Below are 15,398 nucleotides of genomic sequence, written 5' to 3'. Positions count from 1 at the left end.
GGGCGGAGGGGAACTCGAGAAACCGAAGACGCCGACACGGCCTACCCCGCACCGAAACTCGCGAAGGTAGCTCGCCGGCCGCGGCACGGCCAGGCGACGTCAACACTCCTTATTCTTAGTGCATTCCGGGCCGTAGCGACAGCCCTGGGTGAACGCGGCGCTGATCTGCCAGGTCGGCCCGGACTATTTCCGCAGCGCCGCGGCCATTTTCACGCCCAGGGCACCCGGCACGAATCGGTGCTGAAACCCTGCGCGGTGATGCCCAGCGCCGAATTGAACCGGGACCGTGAATTTTCCAGCGCGATCTGGTAGCTGAGTTCCACCACGCCCGCTCGGCCGAAGCGGCGCTCCAGGTCGGCGACCTGTTCGTCGGTGACCGTGGTGGGCGTGGCGGTCATCGCGTCGGCGTAGGCGATGGCGGCGCGCTCGTCGTCGGAGTACAGCGGCGAGGTCGCGTAGTCGGCGATGTGTTCCAGCCGTGCCACGTCCAGCTCGCCCAGGCGCATGAGCATGGTGCCGAAGTCGACGCACCAGGAACAGCCGATCGTCCACGCCGTGCGATAGACCGCGATGTCGCGGATGACAGCGGGCAGGGTGGTGCTCGCCTTGCCGGCCATGGTCTCGTGGACCACGCTGGCCCGCAGCAGTTTCGGATGGTTGGCGGTGACGGCGAAGGGCTCCGGCACTTCGCGGAAGCGGCGCTTGGCCAGCCGGTACAGCAGTTTGGTCATCGGCCCCGCCTGCTGCGGGGTGACGGCGGCGATACGGGTGGCGCCCATGTCGATCTCCTTCGATCAGCGGATGTGGTTCCTACTTCTCGGACGAGAGACCGTGCCGGGATGTGATGCGGCCGCGATGTGACGTAGCGCACCCGGCCGCCGCGCGCTCGACCCCGTATATCGTCCTGGCTCCAGTAAGCGCGCATACCGGTGATCCGGCCATCCTCGTCGCACTCCATCACGTCCGGATGATGGCCATCGTGTCTCCCCGGAAGCGAAACATGTTCTAATTTTTAGCCTAGCGCGTTCGCGTGCGCGATTCGATCTCTCCGCGTCGTCCAGCACGGCTATCCGCACTCCGGTGGCGAGCGGTGCGCCGGCCGACCTGCCGAACAGTATGCGAAAAGCGGCGCTGAAGTGCGAAGAGTTGGCGAATTCGCGTCGGCCGACGCGGCGGTGAGGTTCGCACCCGCGGCGATCGCGCGGGCCGACGCCGAGCCTCCTGGCCCATAGCCGATACCGCCGGAACGAGGTCTCCGCCTGGGCGGCGATCTGGTGGCCTGGTTTCGGCCGAGCGCGACATGATCGCCTGCCCCGCCCACCGCCGCAGAATCGCGGACGCAGGCGTTTCCCGCGGACGTCCCCATGTCGTCATGCTGTCACGGGCCGCGCGAACCGCGATATTTTCTGTTGTCGGGGGTGAAGGCTGCGCCCGGTGTAAACCGAGCGGGCCCGGGGGATCGCCGTTGATCCCCCTGGTTCGCCGTTGAACCAGACCCGCGCCCAGTATTTGTTGATTCTGTCGGAAAAGACGCGTCCCGCGTTACCTCGTGGCGACGGCCGCTGAACACCTCCAGGACGTGATGGTCCTTTCGTCCATTTCGCCCGTCAGACGTCGGGCGCGCACCTGTTCCGACGGCGGGGACCGGGGAAATTCATCGCCATTTCCGCTGTTCGCGCCCGGTGTGTCGACCTTGCGCGCCCGGTGCCGTGCTGTTTACTCGGTCCGGTCAACCAGATGTTCGAGTGACGAGTGGAAGCGGAGGAGACATGGCACTGCCTACCATGACCGCAGAGCAGCGCACCGAGGCCTTGGCCAAGGCGGCCGCGGTCCGCAAGGCACGCTCCGAACTGATCGGCAAGGTGAAGGCGGGCAAGGTTTCGGTCGCGGATCTGCTGAAGAAGGCGGACTCCGACGAGCTGGTCAAGAAGACCAAGGTGGCCGCGGTGATCAAGGCGCTGCCCGGTGTCGGGCCGGTGAAGGCGGCGAAGCTGATGGACCAGGCGGAGATCCCGGAGGATCGCCGGATCGGCGGGCTCGGTGCGCGTCAGCGCGCGGCACTGCTCGAAGCGTTGAAGGACTGACGGGCGGGGAATTCGGAAGACGCGGCGTCAGCCGCGTATCCACCGGATCACGCCCGTGGTGATCCCCCACGGGCGTCCCGGACTCGACTGCCGGGTTCGCCGATCAGTGCCACGCGAGCGGACGTCGGCGCGGGGAAATATAGCGCCGCCGGTCGCGGATCCGACAGCGGCAACTCCGCCGCGCGGCGGCAGGAACAGGCAGATCGCTCCGCCGATACGAGCAGAATGCCGCGATCGGACCGGGCTGAAACTCCCCGGCACCCCGCTCGGTCGGCTTGTGCAGAACGTAGTACCGAAAATGCGACGCATCGAAGGCGAGCCGGCCGACGCCCGCGATCCGGGCGACCGAGGTTCGGTTCATCGCAGGCGCAACGATCGTCATCGCCGTCAGCGCCAGGAAGACCGCATCGGCTGCTGCGTCTCTCGCCGAATCCGCCCCGCGCAGTCACGGTAGAACGGCGTCCGGCGCGGGCTGAGTCAGGCCAACAACGAATCGGCGCCGTGCTCGGTGCGAATCCGCTCCGGGACGGTGTAGACGTTCATGGTGTCGCCGCGCAGGAAGCCGACCAGACTGAGTCCGGCGTCGGCGGCGAGGTCGACCGCCAGCGAACTCGGCGCGGAGACCGCGCCGAGCAGCGGGATCCCGGCCATGACGGCCTTCTGCACCAGTTCGAACGAGGCGCGCCCGCTGACGATCAGCACCAGCTCATGGGCGGGTACTCGGGATTCACGCAGTGCCCAGCCGATCACCTTGTCCACCGCGTTGTGCCTGCCGATGTCCTCACGCACCGCCAATGCTTCCCCGTCAGCGGTGAACAGGCCCGCGGCATGCAAGCCGCCGGTGGCTTCGAACACCGATTGGCGGTCACGCAGCATACCGGGCATCGCGGCCAGTACCCGGGCCTCCACCACCGGGCCGCCGGTAGTCAGCGGGAACCGCGTCCGGGTACGAACTTCGTCCAGGGCGGTCTTTCCGCACAGTCCGCAGGCTCCGGTGGTGAGGAAGGAACGGGTCGGCACCGCGACGGGGGTGCGCAGGGTGATGTCGAGGACGTTGTAGGTGTTGCGGCCCTGGTCGTCGGTGCCCGCGCAGTAGCGGGCCGCCACGATATCCTCGGCGGAGCGGATGATGTCTTCGCTCAGCAGGAATCCGTGCACCAGGTCGATGTCGTTGCCGGGGGTGCGCATGGTGACCGTCAGCGATTGCCCGCCGATGCGGATCTCGAGTGGTTCTTCGACCGCCAGGGTGTCCGGACGTTGGATCTCCCCGCTGGGTGAGATCCGCCGCATCCGGCGACGGGCGGTGACGCGGCTCATGCGGTGGTCCCTTCGGCACGAGCGGCGCCCTGTCTGCCGGCCGTGTCGCTCGTGCGGTGGATCTCGGCGGCAGCAGCGAGGCCGTGCGTGGCCCCGCTGCGCCGCCGCCGGGCTGGCCGGTTCATGCTGTGCCGGCCTCGAACCGGACGGTGACCGCCTTGGATACCGGAGTATTCGACCGCTCGGCGACGTGGTCCAGCGGCACCAGGGGATTGGTTTCGGGATAGTAGGCCGCGGCATTGCCGCGTGGTGTGGGGTAGGAGACCAGGCGGAAGCCTTGGACGCGGCGTTCGGTGCCATCGGTCCACTCGGAGACGATGTCGACCAGATCGCCGTCGCGGAAACCGAACGCGGTGATGTCCTCGGGGTGGACCAACACCACTTTGCGGCCGTTGTGGATGCCGCGGTAGCGATCGTCCAAGCCGTAGATGGTGGTGTTGTACTGGTCGTGACTGCGCAGGGTTTGCAGGATCAGTCTGCCTTCGGGGACCGGCAGCCAGGTCAGCTCGTTGACGGCGAAGTTGGCCTTGCCGGTGGCGGTGTGGAATTCGCGGGCGTCACGTGGGGGATGTGGCAGCTGGAAACCGTTGCGCCCGCGGACTTTCGCGTTGTAATCGGCGCAACCGGGCACGACGCGGGCGATGGCGTCACGGATGCTGTCGTAGTCGCGGGCGAAGCGCGCCCAGGGCACCGGATGGTCGGGGCCGAACAGTGCCTGGGCGAGGTCGCACACAATGGCGACTTCACTGCGCAAGTGGTCGCTGACCGGCTTCAACCGGCCGGTGGACAGGTGCACCATCGACATCGAGTCCTCCACCGAGACCTGATTCTTGGTGCCGTCCGGGGCGAGGTCGAGATCGGTGCGCCCGAGTGTGGGCAGGATGAGCGCGGTGCGGCCGTGCACGATGTGGCTGCGGTTGAGTTTGGTGGAGACCTGCACGGTGAGCGCGCAGTCGCGCAGCGCGGCCTCGGTCACGGTTGTGTCGGGGGTGGCGGAGACGAAGTTGCCGCCCATGCCGATGAACACCTTCGCCCGTCCGTCGCGCATGGCGCGGATCGCGGCGACCGTGTCGAAGCCGTGTTCGCGCGGGCTGGTGATGCCGAACTCGCGATCGAGAGCGTCGAGGAAGTCGTCGGGCATCTTCTCCCAGATGCCCATGGTGCGGTCGCCCTGCACATTCGAGTGGCCGCGCACTGGGCACACGCCCGCGCCCGGCTTGCCGATCATGCCGCGCAACAGCAGTACGTTGGTGGCCTCCTCGATGGTGGCCACGGCGTGGGCCTGCTGGGTCAGGCCCATTGCCCAGCACAGGATGATATTGCGCGAGCGGGCGAACAACTCGGCGGTGTGCTCGAGCTCGGTCCTGGTGAGGCCCGTCGCTTCCAGTACGGTATCGAAATCCACCGCACGGACGTGCTTTTCGTACGCGGCGTAGCCCGCGCAGTGGGCGTCGACGAACGCCCGGTCGACCACCGTGCCCGGCGCGCGATCCTCCGCTTCCAGCAGCAGCCGGCCCAGCGCCTGGAACAGCGCCAGGTCACCGCCGAGGCGGATCTGCAGGAAGTCGTCCGCGATCGGCACACCGGTGGTGAAGCCCTTGATCGTCTGCGGGTCCCGGAATCCCAGCAGGCCGGTCTCCGGCAGCGGATTCACCGCCACGATCCTGGCTCCCTCGGCCTTCGCGGCGGCCAGCGCACTGAGCATCCGGGGATGGTTGGTGCCCGGATTCTGCCCCGCGACGACGATCAGGTCGGCCTTGGCGAAGTCATCGATGGTGACCGAGCCCTTGCCGATTCCGATCGAATTCGACAGCGCCGTTCCCGAGGACTCGTGGCACATATTGGAGCAGTCGGGCAGGTTGTTGGTGCCGAAGCTGCGCACCAGCAACTGATAGAGGAACGCGGTCTCGTTGCTGGTGCGGCCGGAGGTGTAGAACAGCGCCTCGTCGGGCGAGGTCAGCCCGCGTAGCGTGTCGGCAATCACACGGTAGGCGTCGTCCCAGGCGATCGGGCGGTAGTGGGTGTCGCCGGGACGCAGCACCATCGGGTGGGTGAGCCTGCCCTGCCTGCCCAGCCAATAGCCGGACTTCTCGCTCAGCTCGGCAAGCGAGTGCGTGGCGAAGAACTCGGGAGTCACCGTGCGCAGCGTGGCTTCCTCGGCGACCGCCTTCGCGCCGTTCTCGCAGAACTCGGCGGGCCTGCGATGGCCGCTCGGCTCCGGCCACGCACAGCCGGGGCAGTCGAAACCGTGCACCTGGTTGACCCGGGCCAAGCTGCGGGCGGTGCGGACGACGCCCATCTCCTCGATCGAGCGTTTCAACGCCACCGCCACGGCGGTGACGCCCGCGGCCTGCTCTTCGGGCGGGGTCACGGTCAGCTCGGACTCGTCGATGTCGTGGTTCCGTCCGTTTCGGTGCATGCCGCCATTGTCCTCCCACGTCTGTGTGACCGACGCGGGGCCGTCCCGTCGGCGGTCACGAACGGCGGCGTGCTCCCGCGATATCCGTCGTGCCCGTGTGCTGCTCGTCGCTGCGGTAGGTGAGGACCCGCTCGCTGATGCGGACGCGCCAGCCGGGTGGGAGCTCGGTCGGGGACGTGCTGATCCGGGTCCACTGGTCGGTGCCAGGACCGGCGATGAAGGTGCCTGAGGTGGCGGCGGCGTCCCGGATGTACACCTTGCCGCCGTCCACCGATACGTAGGCGTGGACCCGCGAGACGTGGCGATCGCGCTGGATGAGGATCGGCGCGGCGGTGGCGGTGCGTACCGATTCGTCCACCTGCGGTCCGCGCCCGATGACGTAGGCACGGTCCAATGGGTAGGCCGCCCCGTCCTCGGTGACCAGCGCACCGACGGCGTCGCCGGACAGCGCCGCCGGGCGCGCCGCGCCGTTCTCGGGCGCTTTGCGCAGGGCGACCGGTTCGTGCGCGGGCTGCACCTGGGACCATGCGAGCGGTCGATTCGGGACGGACCTGGGCGGACGTGGTTTGGCAAGGGGGCGGACCGGGTCGATCGGCCGGGCGGTGGGCGTTGCCGGTGGGAGGGCGTCGGACGTCGCGGTCGGCCGGGCGGTGGGCGTTGCCGGTGGGAGGGCGTCGGACGTCGCGGTCGGCCGGGCGGTGGGCGTTGCTCGAACGACGGCGTCGGCGGCACCCGTCGGTTCGGGCATCGCCGCGAAACCCGCCGCCGCCGTCGGCTCCGGCTCGCCCTGCGCGGACGACTCGGTTGGCCGCGACCCGGCGGTGTTCGCGGCGCGTCGTACCGCGGCGTGCAGCACGAAGCCGCCACCGGGAACCACGCCCGCGCGCAGGTCGGTGCGGGGCAGGGCGGTCGGCGGCGCGCCGATGTCGGCGCCGATCGTGATGCGGCGCACCGGTTCGCGCACGATCTCGTCCACCCAGGTGAACGCGCGCCCGCCGTCGAGGCGGCGGGTGCCCTCCGCGCCGTGGATCTCCGCGGTCACCGCTCCGCGCAACAGGATCAGCATGCCGTCGGAGGTCGGCGCCACCACGCCGAACGGCGGCGGGTGGACCGTGCTGCCGAAGATCACGGCGGCCAAGCGTTGCGCCAGCGCGGCGCCGGGGTGCTCGCCTTCGGCCACGGCTTCGATAGTGCCGAGTATTCGGTCCGTGGAGGTCGTTTCGGCCCCGAGGTAGGCGACGACCGCACCGAAGCGGGCGACGAGTCCGTCGCCCGGTGCGATACCCACGGTGGACGGTTTCTTGCGCACCCGCGCCCTCCTTCCCCGCGCACTACCGGCATACCGAAGCCAGCATAGAGCGTCGGTGATGACCGAACCGGGGTCCTCGCGCACCGCGCAGCGAGCAGCGCGAACGTCTCGCCGTGCCGCGGGATGCGCGAATCACACTCGGCCACGAGTGTTCTCGCGAGCGGTTGCTCCCGCTCTTCGCCGGGGCTGTGAGCTGCGTGTTGTGGCGCTTTACGCAGCGAGCGGCCGGTCATGCGGAGCGTCCAATTGATGTGCGATGAATCACAAAACTGCCGGAAAGGCCTTCGCCGCGTGCACACTCCGGATCTCCGAAATTCGCTCGCCCGCGCCAGGGCTGGGGATTCACAATGGGCGGGTGATCCGGCCCGCGACCCTCGAAGACCTTCCCGTGCTGCAAAACATCGAACGTGCGGCGGGCGAGCCGTTCGCGGAAATCGGGATGACGGCGGTGGCCGACGACGAACCGCTCTCGCCGGCGACGCTGCGACAGTTCCAGCAGGCGGGGCGTGCCTGGGTGTGGACCGACGACAATCTGCCGATCGGTTATCTCGTCGCGGGAGTGGTCGACGGGAACGCTCACATCGTGCAGGTGTCGGTGCGTCCGGATTACGCCCGGCGCCGGATCGGCAAGCGTTTGCTCGACCGGGCCGCGCGATGGGCCATCACCGCGGGCCTGCCCGCGACGACGTTGACCACCTTCACCGAGGTGCCCTGGAACGGGCCGTACTACGAGCGGCTCGGCTTCCGGTACCTGGCGGCCGGGGAGGAGACGCCGGGGCTGATCGCGCTGCGCGCCGCCGAGCACGCCCACGGGCTCGACCGCTGGCCCCGCGCGTGCATGCGCGCGGAGCTGTCGGCGTGGTCGATGGACTGAGTTGTCAGCCGACGGCGCGCGCGGCCGCGGGCACCGCGGCGGCTCGGTCTTCGGCGATCAGGCCGATGCGGGTGCGCCGATCCAGCAGATCGTCGGCCTCGAGCGCGCCCTCGTGGGACACCGCGAACGCGAATTCGGCGCCGAGTACGTCGATTCCGGGCGCCACCGGCTCGGCGAGGACCGGATCGCGGCGCGCCGCGGCCAGGACGGTGGCCGCCTCACCGCCGTAGCGTTCGATCAGCACGGGTGGGGCGTCGATGCGGTCGCGCGCCGCGCCGGAGACCGCACCCACCAGTGGTAGCCGCCGGGTGCGGCACGGCCCCGCGGCCAGACCGCCGTGCGCGGCGGCGGCGTCGATCACGTCCTCGGCCATCTTCCGGTAGGTGGTGAGTTTGCCGCCCACGATGGTGACGATCCCGCTCGGGGAACGCAGCACCGCGTGTCGACGGGAGATGTCGGCGGTGCTGTCGTCGGCGGTCTCCAGCAGGGGGCGCAATCCGGCGTAGGAGCCGCGAATATCGTCGCGGCTCAGCGGCTCCCGCAGGGCGGGGTTGATGGTGTCGAGCAGGAAATCTATCTCGCCGTCGGTGGCCTTCGGCTCGTCGGGAACCGGGCCCGGCGCGTCCTCGTCGGTCAACCCCAGGTAGACCCGGCCGTGCGCGGCGGGCAAGGCGAAGACGAAGCGGCCGATGCTGCCGGGCACCGGTACGGTGAGCGCCGCGGTCAGGCCGCTGAAGGACGCGGCGGAGAACACCAGGTGCGTGCCGCGGCTCGGGCGCAGCCGGATGCTGGGATCCACCTGATCGGCCCAGACGCCGGTGGCGTTCACCACGGCACGCGGCCGCACCTCGAGGGTCTCGCCGGTCCGCGTGTCGCGCAGGGTCGCCGAAGTCCCGGTCACGTCACGTGCTTCGACGCGGGTCAGCACCCGTGCGCCCTGGCCGGCCGCGGTGCGCGCCAGGGCGACGACCAGGCGCGCGTCGTCGACCAGCTGCCCATCCCATGCCTGGAGTCCGCCGCGCAGGTCGGCGCGGCGCACGGTCGGTGCGAGCCGCACCACCTCCGCGGCGGCGACGTGCCGGGACCGGGGCAGCAGCGCCGCGGGGGTGCCGGCAGCGCGCCGCAACAGGTCACCCGCCAGGAATCCGGCGCGCACCACCGCGGCTCGTGTCGTGCCCACGTTCGGCAGCAGCGGTACCACTTGGGGCAGCGGGCGCACCAGATGCGGGGCGGTCGTGCGCATGAGGATGCCGCGTTCCACCGCGCTCTCGTGGGCGATGCCGATCCGGCCGCTCGCCAGATAGCGCAGGCCGCCGTGCACCAGCTTGGAACTCCAGCGGCTGGTGCCGAACGCCAGGTCGTGGCGTTCCACCAGCACGGTCCGCAGCCCGCGGGCGGCGGCGTCCAGTGCCGCGCCGGTACCGGTGACGCCACCGCCGATCACCAGGACGTCGACCTCGGCGCCGTCGCCGAGCCGGGACAGATCCGTGGCGCGGCGGGCGGCGTTCAACGCGGAATTTCCGATGGGCTCTCGATCAGTGCTCATCACTACGCCTTTCGGAACTATGCCTTTCGGATCCGGCGCGCAGCCCGCGAATACGGCTCACCGGGTTCGCTTTCGGTCGGCGTCTTCGGCTGTCTCGTGGGCGCGGTGGTCGAGGTACCCGTCGATCGCACGCCGGAGTTCGGCGTCGAGGTGCTCGCCCGCGAGCAGCGGCGCGACGGTGCCCGCCGACTGCACCGCGGACTGGGCGACCAGCAGCAGCATCGTGGCCATCCGGTCCGGGTCGCCCGCGCGAATGGAGCCGTCCCGGTGGCCGTCGCGGATACCCGCCGCGAACAGCTCGATCAGAGCGCGCTGGTTGCGCCCCAACCTGCCGAAGACGTAGGTGAGCATCAGGTCGGTGTCGGTGCGGAAGATCTTGCCGAACAACGGGTTCGACCGGATCGTCGCCGCTCCGGCGACCACGCCCTCGACCAGCCTGGTGCGCGCGCTGCCCGTCGACGGCATGGACGCCGCCACGATCCCACGCAGCTCGCGGACCAGCAGTTCGGCCACCAGCGCGCCGGTATCCGGCCAGCGGCGATAGACGGTCGGTCTGCTGACGCCCGCTCGCCGCGCCACCTCGGTGAGGGTGGTGCGGCGCACACCGAATTCCTCCACGCAGGCGCGGGCGGCGTCCAGGATCGCCAGGTCGGTCGCCGAGAGATGTTCAGCGGAGTCGTCCGGAACGGTCAATTTGTCACCACCGGGAGTAGATCGGCCGACGGCAGGGCGTCGACCAGGGCTGATGTTCCGTTCCCACTTTACTACTTGACAATTTGTGTCAAAATGTAACGCATGGCGGAGTCGCAACAGCACACCACAGGCGAGCCGGTTTCCGTGGCAAAGACCGGCGTGAGCGGGCCTGCGGCGAGTATGGTCTGGGATGCCTGGGGCATCCCGGCTGGGCACCAGCCACTTTCGGAGCGGATCCGCGGCCTGCTGACGCAGGTGTTCGGGGTGTCCGGCAACCCGGTGGCGCGCCGCGATGAGGGCGACGTGCCACTGCGCGATTCGGCGTTGACGCCCGCGCGGCGAGCCGGGTTGGTCGAGGTGGTCGGTTCCGGCAACGTGTCGGCCGACCACCGCGATCGGTTGCGGCACGCAGGAGGCAAGAGCACGCCCGATCTGCTGCGCCGCCGTGCCGAGGGCCCGCAGGACGCACCGGATGCCGTCGTCTTCCCCGCCGATCACGACGAGGTGCTCGCCGTGCTCGCCTACTGCGCCGCGAACGACATCGCGGTGGTGCCCTTCGGCGGCGGCACCAGCGTGGTCGGCGGTGTCGAACCGGTGCGCGGTCGATTCGACGCCGTGATCGCCCTGGATCTGCGCAGGCTGGACCAGGTCACCGCGATCGATCCGGTCAGCGGCACCGCGACGCTGGGCGCGGGACTGACCGGCCCGCGTGCGGAGGAACTACTCGGCCTGCACAGGTTGTCGCTCGGGCATTTCCCGCAGAGTTTCGAGTTCGCCACCATCGGCGGCTTCGCGGCGACGCGGTCCTCCGGCCAGGCTTCGGCGGGCTACGGCCGCTTCGACGACATGGTGCAGCGGCTGAAGATCGCCACGCCCGCCGGCACGCTCGTCCTCGGACGAGCTCCCGCTTCGGCGGCGGGTCCGGACCTGCGTGAGCTCTTCGTCGGATCGGAAGGAACGCTCGGCGTGCTCACCGAGGTCACCGTGCGCGTGCACCCGGTCCCGGAAACCGTTGCCTATCAAGCGTGGTCGTTTCCCGATTTCGCGACCGGCGCCGCCGCGTTGCGGGCGGTGGCGCAGGCGGGCGCGGCGCCGACCGTGCTCCGGCTGTCCGACGAGGCGGAGACCGGGATCAACCTCGCCCGCTCCGGCGATATCGGGGGCAGCCCGGTGGCCGGGTGCCTGGCCGTCACCACCTATGAGGGCAGTGCCGCGCATGTCGCCGCGCGCAGCGCCGAAGCGGGCGCGCTGCTGGCCGCGGCGGGCGGCTCGGCCCTGGGCGAGGCGCCGGCGCGGGAGTGGGAGCGCGGTCGTTTCGCGGCTCCCTACCTGCGCGACGCGCTCCTGGATGTCGGCGTGCTCTGCGAAACGCTGGAAACCGCCACCACCTGGTCGAATCTGAGCAACCTGAAGGCGAAGGCGACTGCGGCGCTGACCGATTCGCTCGGTGCGCAGGGGACGCCGCCGCTGGTCATGTGCCATATCTCGCATACCTACCCGACCGGGGCGTCGCTGTACTTCACCGTCGTCGCCAAGCAGTCGGACGACCCGCTGGCCCAGTGGCACACCGCGAAGCGGGCAGCGGGCGACGCCATCGTCGCGGCGGGCGGCACCATCACGCATCATCACGCGGTCGGCGCCGATCACCGTCCCTGGCTGCCGGACGAGGTGGGCGACCTCGGCGTGCGCGTCCTGCGCGCGGTGAAGGCCGAACTCGACCCGGCCGGCATCCTCAACCCCGGAAAGCTGGTGCCGTGACCGAATATTCGCCGGTGCGCCGGCTCACCGTGGTGACCAACCCGCGGTCCGGGCACGGCAAGAGCGGTGCGGCGGCGATCGCCGCGATCGCCCGCCTCCGCGCGGGCGGGGCCGAGGTCGCCGAGGTGTGCGCGCCCTCGGCCGCCGAAACGGTGCGGCAGGTACGGGATCTCATCGCGAGCGGCGCGCCGCCCGATGCCGTGGTCTGCGTCGGCGGCGACGGCCTGATCAACGTCACCCTGCCGGCCCTCGCGGAGACCGGGGTCGCGCTCGGCATGATTCCCGCGGGCACCGGCAACGACCTGGCCAGGGCACTCGGTGTGCCGGCCGACGACCCACTCGCCGCCGCCGCGCTCGTGCTGCGTGGGCGGACCAGGACGATCGATCTCGGCCGGATCGAGTCACCCGCCGCGCCGATGTGGTTCGCCACGGTGACCGGCACCGGATTCGACGCGCGAGTCACCCTGCGCGCCAATGCGATGCGCTGGCCGAAAGGCAGGTTGCGCTACACCGTCGCCGCACTGGCCGAGATCTTCGGGCGTTTCACCGTGCCCTACCGGGTCGAGCTGGTGGACGCGGTGACCGACGGGCTCACCAACCCGGGCGCGGGCTCGGTGCTGGAGACCGAGGCGGTCATGGTCGCGGTCGGCAACACCCGCACCTACGGCGGCGGCATGCTGATCTGTCCGGACGCGATCATGGACGACGGACTGCTCGACCTGACTGTGGTCGGCGCGTTGTCGCGGCGGGAGATGCTGCGCCTGCTGCCCGCGTTGGCGGCGGGGAAACGCCAGAATCACCCGGAGGTCACACAGTTCCGTGCCGCGGCCGTCACGCTCACCGCCGCGGGCGCGCCCGCCACCGCCGACGGCGAACCGGCGGGCACGCTGCCGATCACGGTCCGGGCCGTGCCGGCGGCACTGACCGTCCTGGTTCCCTGACCCGCACCGGCTTCGGGGCCGGTCAGGCGAAGGTCACGCACCGCAAGTGGTCGACGGCCGCGCGGTCGACGACGACCACCGACCGGGAACCGCGGGCAGCGTGCTCTGTCGCCACCGCGCTCATCAGTTGCCGCCAGCCGCGCACGTGCAGCCGGAAAGTCATGTGGTTGGTCCGCCGTCCGCGGCTGTGCTGGCCCGCTTTGGCCACCGGCGCGGGCACATCGAGCAGCAGCAGGTGCAATTCGCGCTCCGCCGCCCAGCGCGCGATCATGGTGCGCGCCCACTGGAAGGTGGCGCAGTCGTGGATCACGATCGGGCCGTCGACCTCACGCAACGCCGTGCGAACGGCGCGGAAGTGCGTCACGTGCACCACCGGACGCCACAGCAGGTAGGGCAGCCACCGGAGTGTGCGCCGCCAGCGATTGCGCGCCTGAATCGAGTCGAGCACCAGCACCCCGGCGCGACTGCGCGACGGTGCGGTAGCCGCCGCGTCGGCGTCGAAGAATTTGCGCAGGGCGGTGCTCTTGCCCGCACCCGGGACGCCCCCGACGATCAGCGCCGCCGCGGCGGGGTAACGAATCTCCGCGAACGCGCGACCGCGTAGATCGTGCAGCGCGTCCGGGACCAGGATCGGCAGCCGCGGTTCGGCGGTGTGCTCCGGCACGGCTTCCGGCGGGGGGTCGGCCGCTCCCGGCGTCCGCAGCCGAGACCGGTCCGGAAACCGGGAAAACCCGGGTTTTTCTTGGTGATTCGTCGGGGAAGGTGCGCCTGGGGTCTCCACTCTTCCAGAGTCCCGAGTTTTCGCCCTTTCGGCAATATCAGACATTTCGGACATCGACGATTCATGCGGGTTTCCGGCCCGCCGACCGCGCGCGAAGATGCATTCGTTCGCCTTGGGAGCCGAAAAGGCTCAGGATTTCCACCGGTCCCCGGCCCGCGCTGCCGAACCAATGTGGTTGGCGGGTGTCGAATTCCGCGGCCTCACCGGGACCGAGCACCAGATCGTGCTCGCCGAGCACCAGCCGGAGCCGTCCGGACAGCACGTAGAGCCACTCGAAACCCTCGTGCACCTTCGGATCCGGTTCGCCGCGCTCGGGCGGGATGACGATCTTGAACGCTTGCAGTGGCCCCGGCTGCCGGGTCAGCGGGAGTATGGTGAGCCCGTTCAGCTTGCGCGCCGTCGTCTGGACCCGAGGATCGGCGATTCTCGGTGCGGCCACCAGTTCGTCCAACGGCACCTGGTGGGCCATCGCGATCGGCAACAGCAGTTCCAGACTGGCTTTTCGCTGCCCGGACTCCAGCCGCGACAGTGTGCTCTTGGAGATTCCGGTGCTTTCCGCCAGCGCGCTGAGCGTGACGTTGCGGCGAGTCCGTAGCGCTTTGAGTCGCGGACCGATATCGGCGAGGGCTCGGGCGACGCCCGGTGGCGTGGACATGTCACCAGTGCACCGCTTCTTCCCGGATTCAGCAACGATAGTTGTCGATTTACCGATGGAGACGGCACGGTGTCGGTGGAGGTGATCGCGGATGAGCGAGACATATGACGTGGTGATCGTGGGCGCCGGTGCGGCGGGACTGTCCGGGGCGTTGGTCCTGGCGCGGGCACGGCGGCGAGTCGCGGTGGTCGGAGGCGGTGCGCCGCGCAATGCGCCCGCCGAGCACATGCACGGGTTCCTGTCCCGGGACGGGATGCCCCCTGCGCAGTTGCTGGCGGCCGGAGCCGAGGAGGTGACCGGCTACGGCGCGGAAATGATCTCCGACGTCGTCGTCGGGGCCGAACGGGGTGAGTCGGAGCATGCGCTGCGGCTGCGCGGCGGTACGACGCTGCGGGCGCGCCGCGTGCTGGTCGCGACCGGACTGCGCGACGAGCTGCCGCAGCTGCCCGGAGTGCGCGAACGATGGGGCCGCGACGTGCTGCATTGCCCCTACTGTCACGGCTACGAGGTGCGCGACCAGCCGATCGGCGTGCTCGGTGGCCACGAACCCGGCGCCATTACCCGGGCGGTGCACCTGGCGCTGCTGCTGCCGCAGTGGTCGGAGGATGTCGTCTTCTTCCCGAACACCATGCCGCTGTCCGATGGTGACCGCACGCACTTGGACGCGCGTGGGGTGCGGGTGCTCGAAGGCGAGGTCACCCGGTTCGTGGTGGACGACCGGCTGCGCGGAGTGGAGTTGGTCGACGGGCGAGCGGTGCGGCGGACCGCGATGTTCGTCGCGCCGACCTTCCGCGCCAACGACGAGGTGCTGGTTGCGCTCGGCTGCGCCTTCGACGACAACGGCTGGGTGGTGACCGACCCCGCCGGGCGCACCAGCGTGCCCGGTGTCTGGGCCGCCGGTAATGTGAGCAATCCGGCTGCCCAGGTGATTTCCGCGGCGGGGGCGGGCTCGACCGCCGCGATCGCGATCAACGGCGATTTGGTGATGGCCGACGCCACCGTGCCCGTCCGTTAAGGGGAA

The 15,398-nt window shown here is 70.1% G+C and carries 14 protein-coding genes; 5 read left to right on the top strand and 9 right to left on the bottom strand.

From position 1 onward, the window contains the following. Positions 1-209: 209 nt before the first annotated feature. Positions 210-779, bottom strand: a complete 570-nt coding sequence (locus ACT89H_RS27235) for a carboxymuconolactone decarboxylase family protein (RefSeq protein WP_445111521.1) — start codon at positions 777-779, stop codon at positions 210-212. 990 nt (positions 780-1,769) lie between these two features. On the opposite strand from ACT89H_RS27235, the gene mihF reads away from it, so the two are divergent. Beyond that, positions 1,770-2,084 (top strand): integration host factor, actinobacterial type, encoded by a 315-nt coding sequence (gene mihF / locus ACT89H_RS27230; protein WP_039796616.1) that lies wholly within the window; start codon positions 1,770-1,772, stop codon positions 2,082-2,084. 103 nt (positions 2,085-2,187) lie between these two features. Here the strand turns inward: mihF and ACT89H_RS27225 are convergent, their stop codons facing one another. The 4 genes from ACT89H_RS27225 to ACT89H_RS27210 all read right to left on the bottom strand — a co-directional run bounded on the left by ACT89H_RS27225 (position 2,188) and on the right by ACT89H_RS27210 (position 7,129). Further along, entirely contained in the window at positions 2,188-2,466 is a 279-nt protein-coding gene (locus ACT89H_RS27225) for a hypothetical protein (RefSeq protein WP_445111520.1), read from the bottom strand. Positions 2,467-2,561: 95 nt separating this feature from the next. Continuing rightward, positions 2,562-3,401, bottom strand: a complete 840-nt coding sequence (gene fdhD, locus ACT89H_RS27220) for a formate dehydrogenase accessory sulfurtransferase FdhD (protein ID WP_445111519.1) — start codon at positions 3,399-3,401, stop codon at positions 2,562-2,564. A gap of 121 nt (positions 3,402-3,522) precedes the next feature. Continuing rightward, a complete protein-coding gene (locus tag ACT89H_RS27215) occupies positions 3,523-5,820 on the bottom strand; it encodes an FdhF/YdeP family oxidoreductase (protein WP_445111518.1) in 2,298 nt (765 codons plus the stop codon). 55 nt (positions 5,821-5,875) lie between these two features. Next, positions 5,876-7,129, bottom strand: coding sequence for an FHA domain-containing protein (locus tag ACT89H_RS27210; RefSeq protein WP_445111517.1), 1,254 nt, complete (start codon positions 7,127-7,129; stop codon positions 5,876-5,878). A 355-nt stretch (positions 7,130-7,484) separates the two neighbouring features. On the opposite strand from ACT89H_RS27210, the gene ACT89H_RS27205 reads away from it, so the two are divergent. Beyond that, on the top strand, positions 7,485-8,003 hold the full coding sequence (locus ACT89H_RS27205; RefSeq protein WP_445111516.1) for a GNAT family N-acetyltransferase: 519 nt from the start codon (positions 7,485-7,487) through the stop codon (positions 8,001-8,003). Positions 8,004-8,007: 4 nt separating this feature from the next. Here ACT89H_RS27205 and ACT89H_RS27200 read toward each other — a convergent pair whose 3' ends face one another. Then, positions 8,008-9,549, bottom strand: a complete 1,542-nt coding sequence (locus tag ACT89H_RS27200; RefSeq protein ID WP_445111515.1) for a glycerol-3-phosphate dehydrogenase/oxidase — start codon at positions 9,547-9,549, stop codon at positions 8,008-8,010. A 57-nt stretch (positions 9,550-9,606) separates the two neighbouring features. Then, positions 9,607-10,242: a TetR/AcrR family transcriptional regulator gene (locus ACT89H_RS27195; protein WP_445111514.1), complete on the bottom strand. Its 636-nt coding sequence runs from the start codon at positions 10,240-10,242 to the stop codon at positions 9,607-9,609. A 180-nt stretch (positions 10,243-10,422) separates the two neighbouring features. Here ACT89H_RS27195 and ACT89H_RS27190 point away from each other — a divergent pair, with 180 nt between their 5' ends. Then, positions 10,423-12,000, top strand: coding sequence for an FAD-binding oxidoreductase (locus ACT89H_RS27190; RefSeq protein ID WP_445111569.1), 1,578 nt, complete (start codon positions 10,423-10,425; stop codon positions 11,998-12,000). Continuing rightward, positions 11,997-12,941, top strand: a complete 945-nt coding sequence (locus ACT89H_RS27185) for a YegS/Rv2252/BmrU family lipid kinase (protein WP_445111513.1) — start codon at positions 11,997-11,999, stop codon at positions 12,939-12,941. The genes ACT89H_RS27190 and ACT89H_RS27185 overlap by 4 nt, the downstream gene beginning before the upstream one ends. A gap of 22 nt (positions 12,942-12,963) precedes the next feature. Here the strand turns inward: ACT89H_RS27185 and ACT89H_RS27180 are convergent, their stop codons facing one another. Further along, positions 12,964-13,605, bottom strand: a complete 642-nt coding sequence (locus ACT89H_RS27180; protein WP_445111512.1) for an AAA family ATPase — start codon at positions 13,603-13,605, stop codon at positions 12,964-12,966. A 178-nt stretch (positions 13,606-13,783) separates the two neighbouring features. Beyond that, a complete protein-coding gene (locus ACT89H_RS27175; protein ID WP_445111511.1) occupies positions 13,784-14,377 on the bottom strand; it encodes a helix-turn-helix domain-containing protein in 594 nt (197 codons plus the stop codon). 91 nt (positions 14,378-14,468) lie between these two features. Here ACT89H_RS27175 and ACT89H_RS27170 point away from each other — a divergent pair, with 91 nt between their 5' ends. Next, the gene (locus ACT89H_RS27170) at positions 14,469-15,392 is read left to right on the top strand and encodes an NAD(P)/FAD-dependent oxidoreductase (RefSeq protein ID WP_445111510.1); all 924 of its coding nucleotides are present in this window, start codon (positions 14,469-14,471) and stop codon (positions 15,390-15,392) included. Positions 15,393-15,398: the final 6 nt, after the last annotated feature.

The organism is Nocardia aegles (assembly GCF_052545135.1).
Note: the sequence above shows the minus strand (reverse complement) of the source record. Positions and strands in the feature narration are given on the sequence as shown.

Excerpts from the sequence above, each read along its gene's own strand:
- ACT89H_RS27235 (WP_445111521.1), bottom strand. The coding sequence starts at position 779 with ATGGGCGCCACCCGTATCGCCGCCGTCACCCCGCAGCAGGCGGGGCCG.
- mihF (WP_039796616.1), top strand. The coding sequence starts at position 1,770 with ATGGCACTGCCTACCATGACCGCAGAGCAGCGCACCGAGGCCTTGGCC.
- ACT89H_RS27225 (WP_445111520.1), bottom strand. The coding sequence starts at position 2,466 with ATGACGATCGTTGCGCCTGCGATGAACCGAACCTCGGTCGCCCGGATC.
- fdhD (WP_445111519.1), bottom strand. The coding sequence starts at position 3,401 with ATGAGCCGCGTCACCGCCCGTCGCCGGATGCGGCGGATCTCACCCAGC.
- ACT89H_RS27215 (WP_445111518.1), bottom strand. The coding sequence starts at position 5,820 with ATGCACCGAAACGGACGGAACCACGACATCGACGAGTCCGAGCTGACC.
- ACT89H_RS27200 (WP_445111515.1), bottom strand. The coding sequence starts at position 9,549 with ATGAGCACTGATCGAGAGCCCATCGGAAATTCCGCGTTGAACGCCGCC.
- ACT89H_RS27190 (WP_445111569.1), top strand. The coding sequence starts at position 10,423 with ATGGTCTGGGATGCCTGGGGCATCCCGGCTGGGCACCAGCCACTTTCG.
- ACT89H_RS27175 (WP_445111511.1), bottom strand. The coding sequence starts at position 14,377 with ATGTCCACGCCACCGGGCGTCGCCCGAGCCCTCGCCGATATCGGTCCG.
- ACT89H_RS27170 (WP_445111510.1), top strand. The coding sequence starts at position 14,469 with ATGAGCGAGACATATGACGTGGTGATCGTGGGCGCCGGTGCGGCGGGA.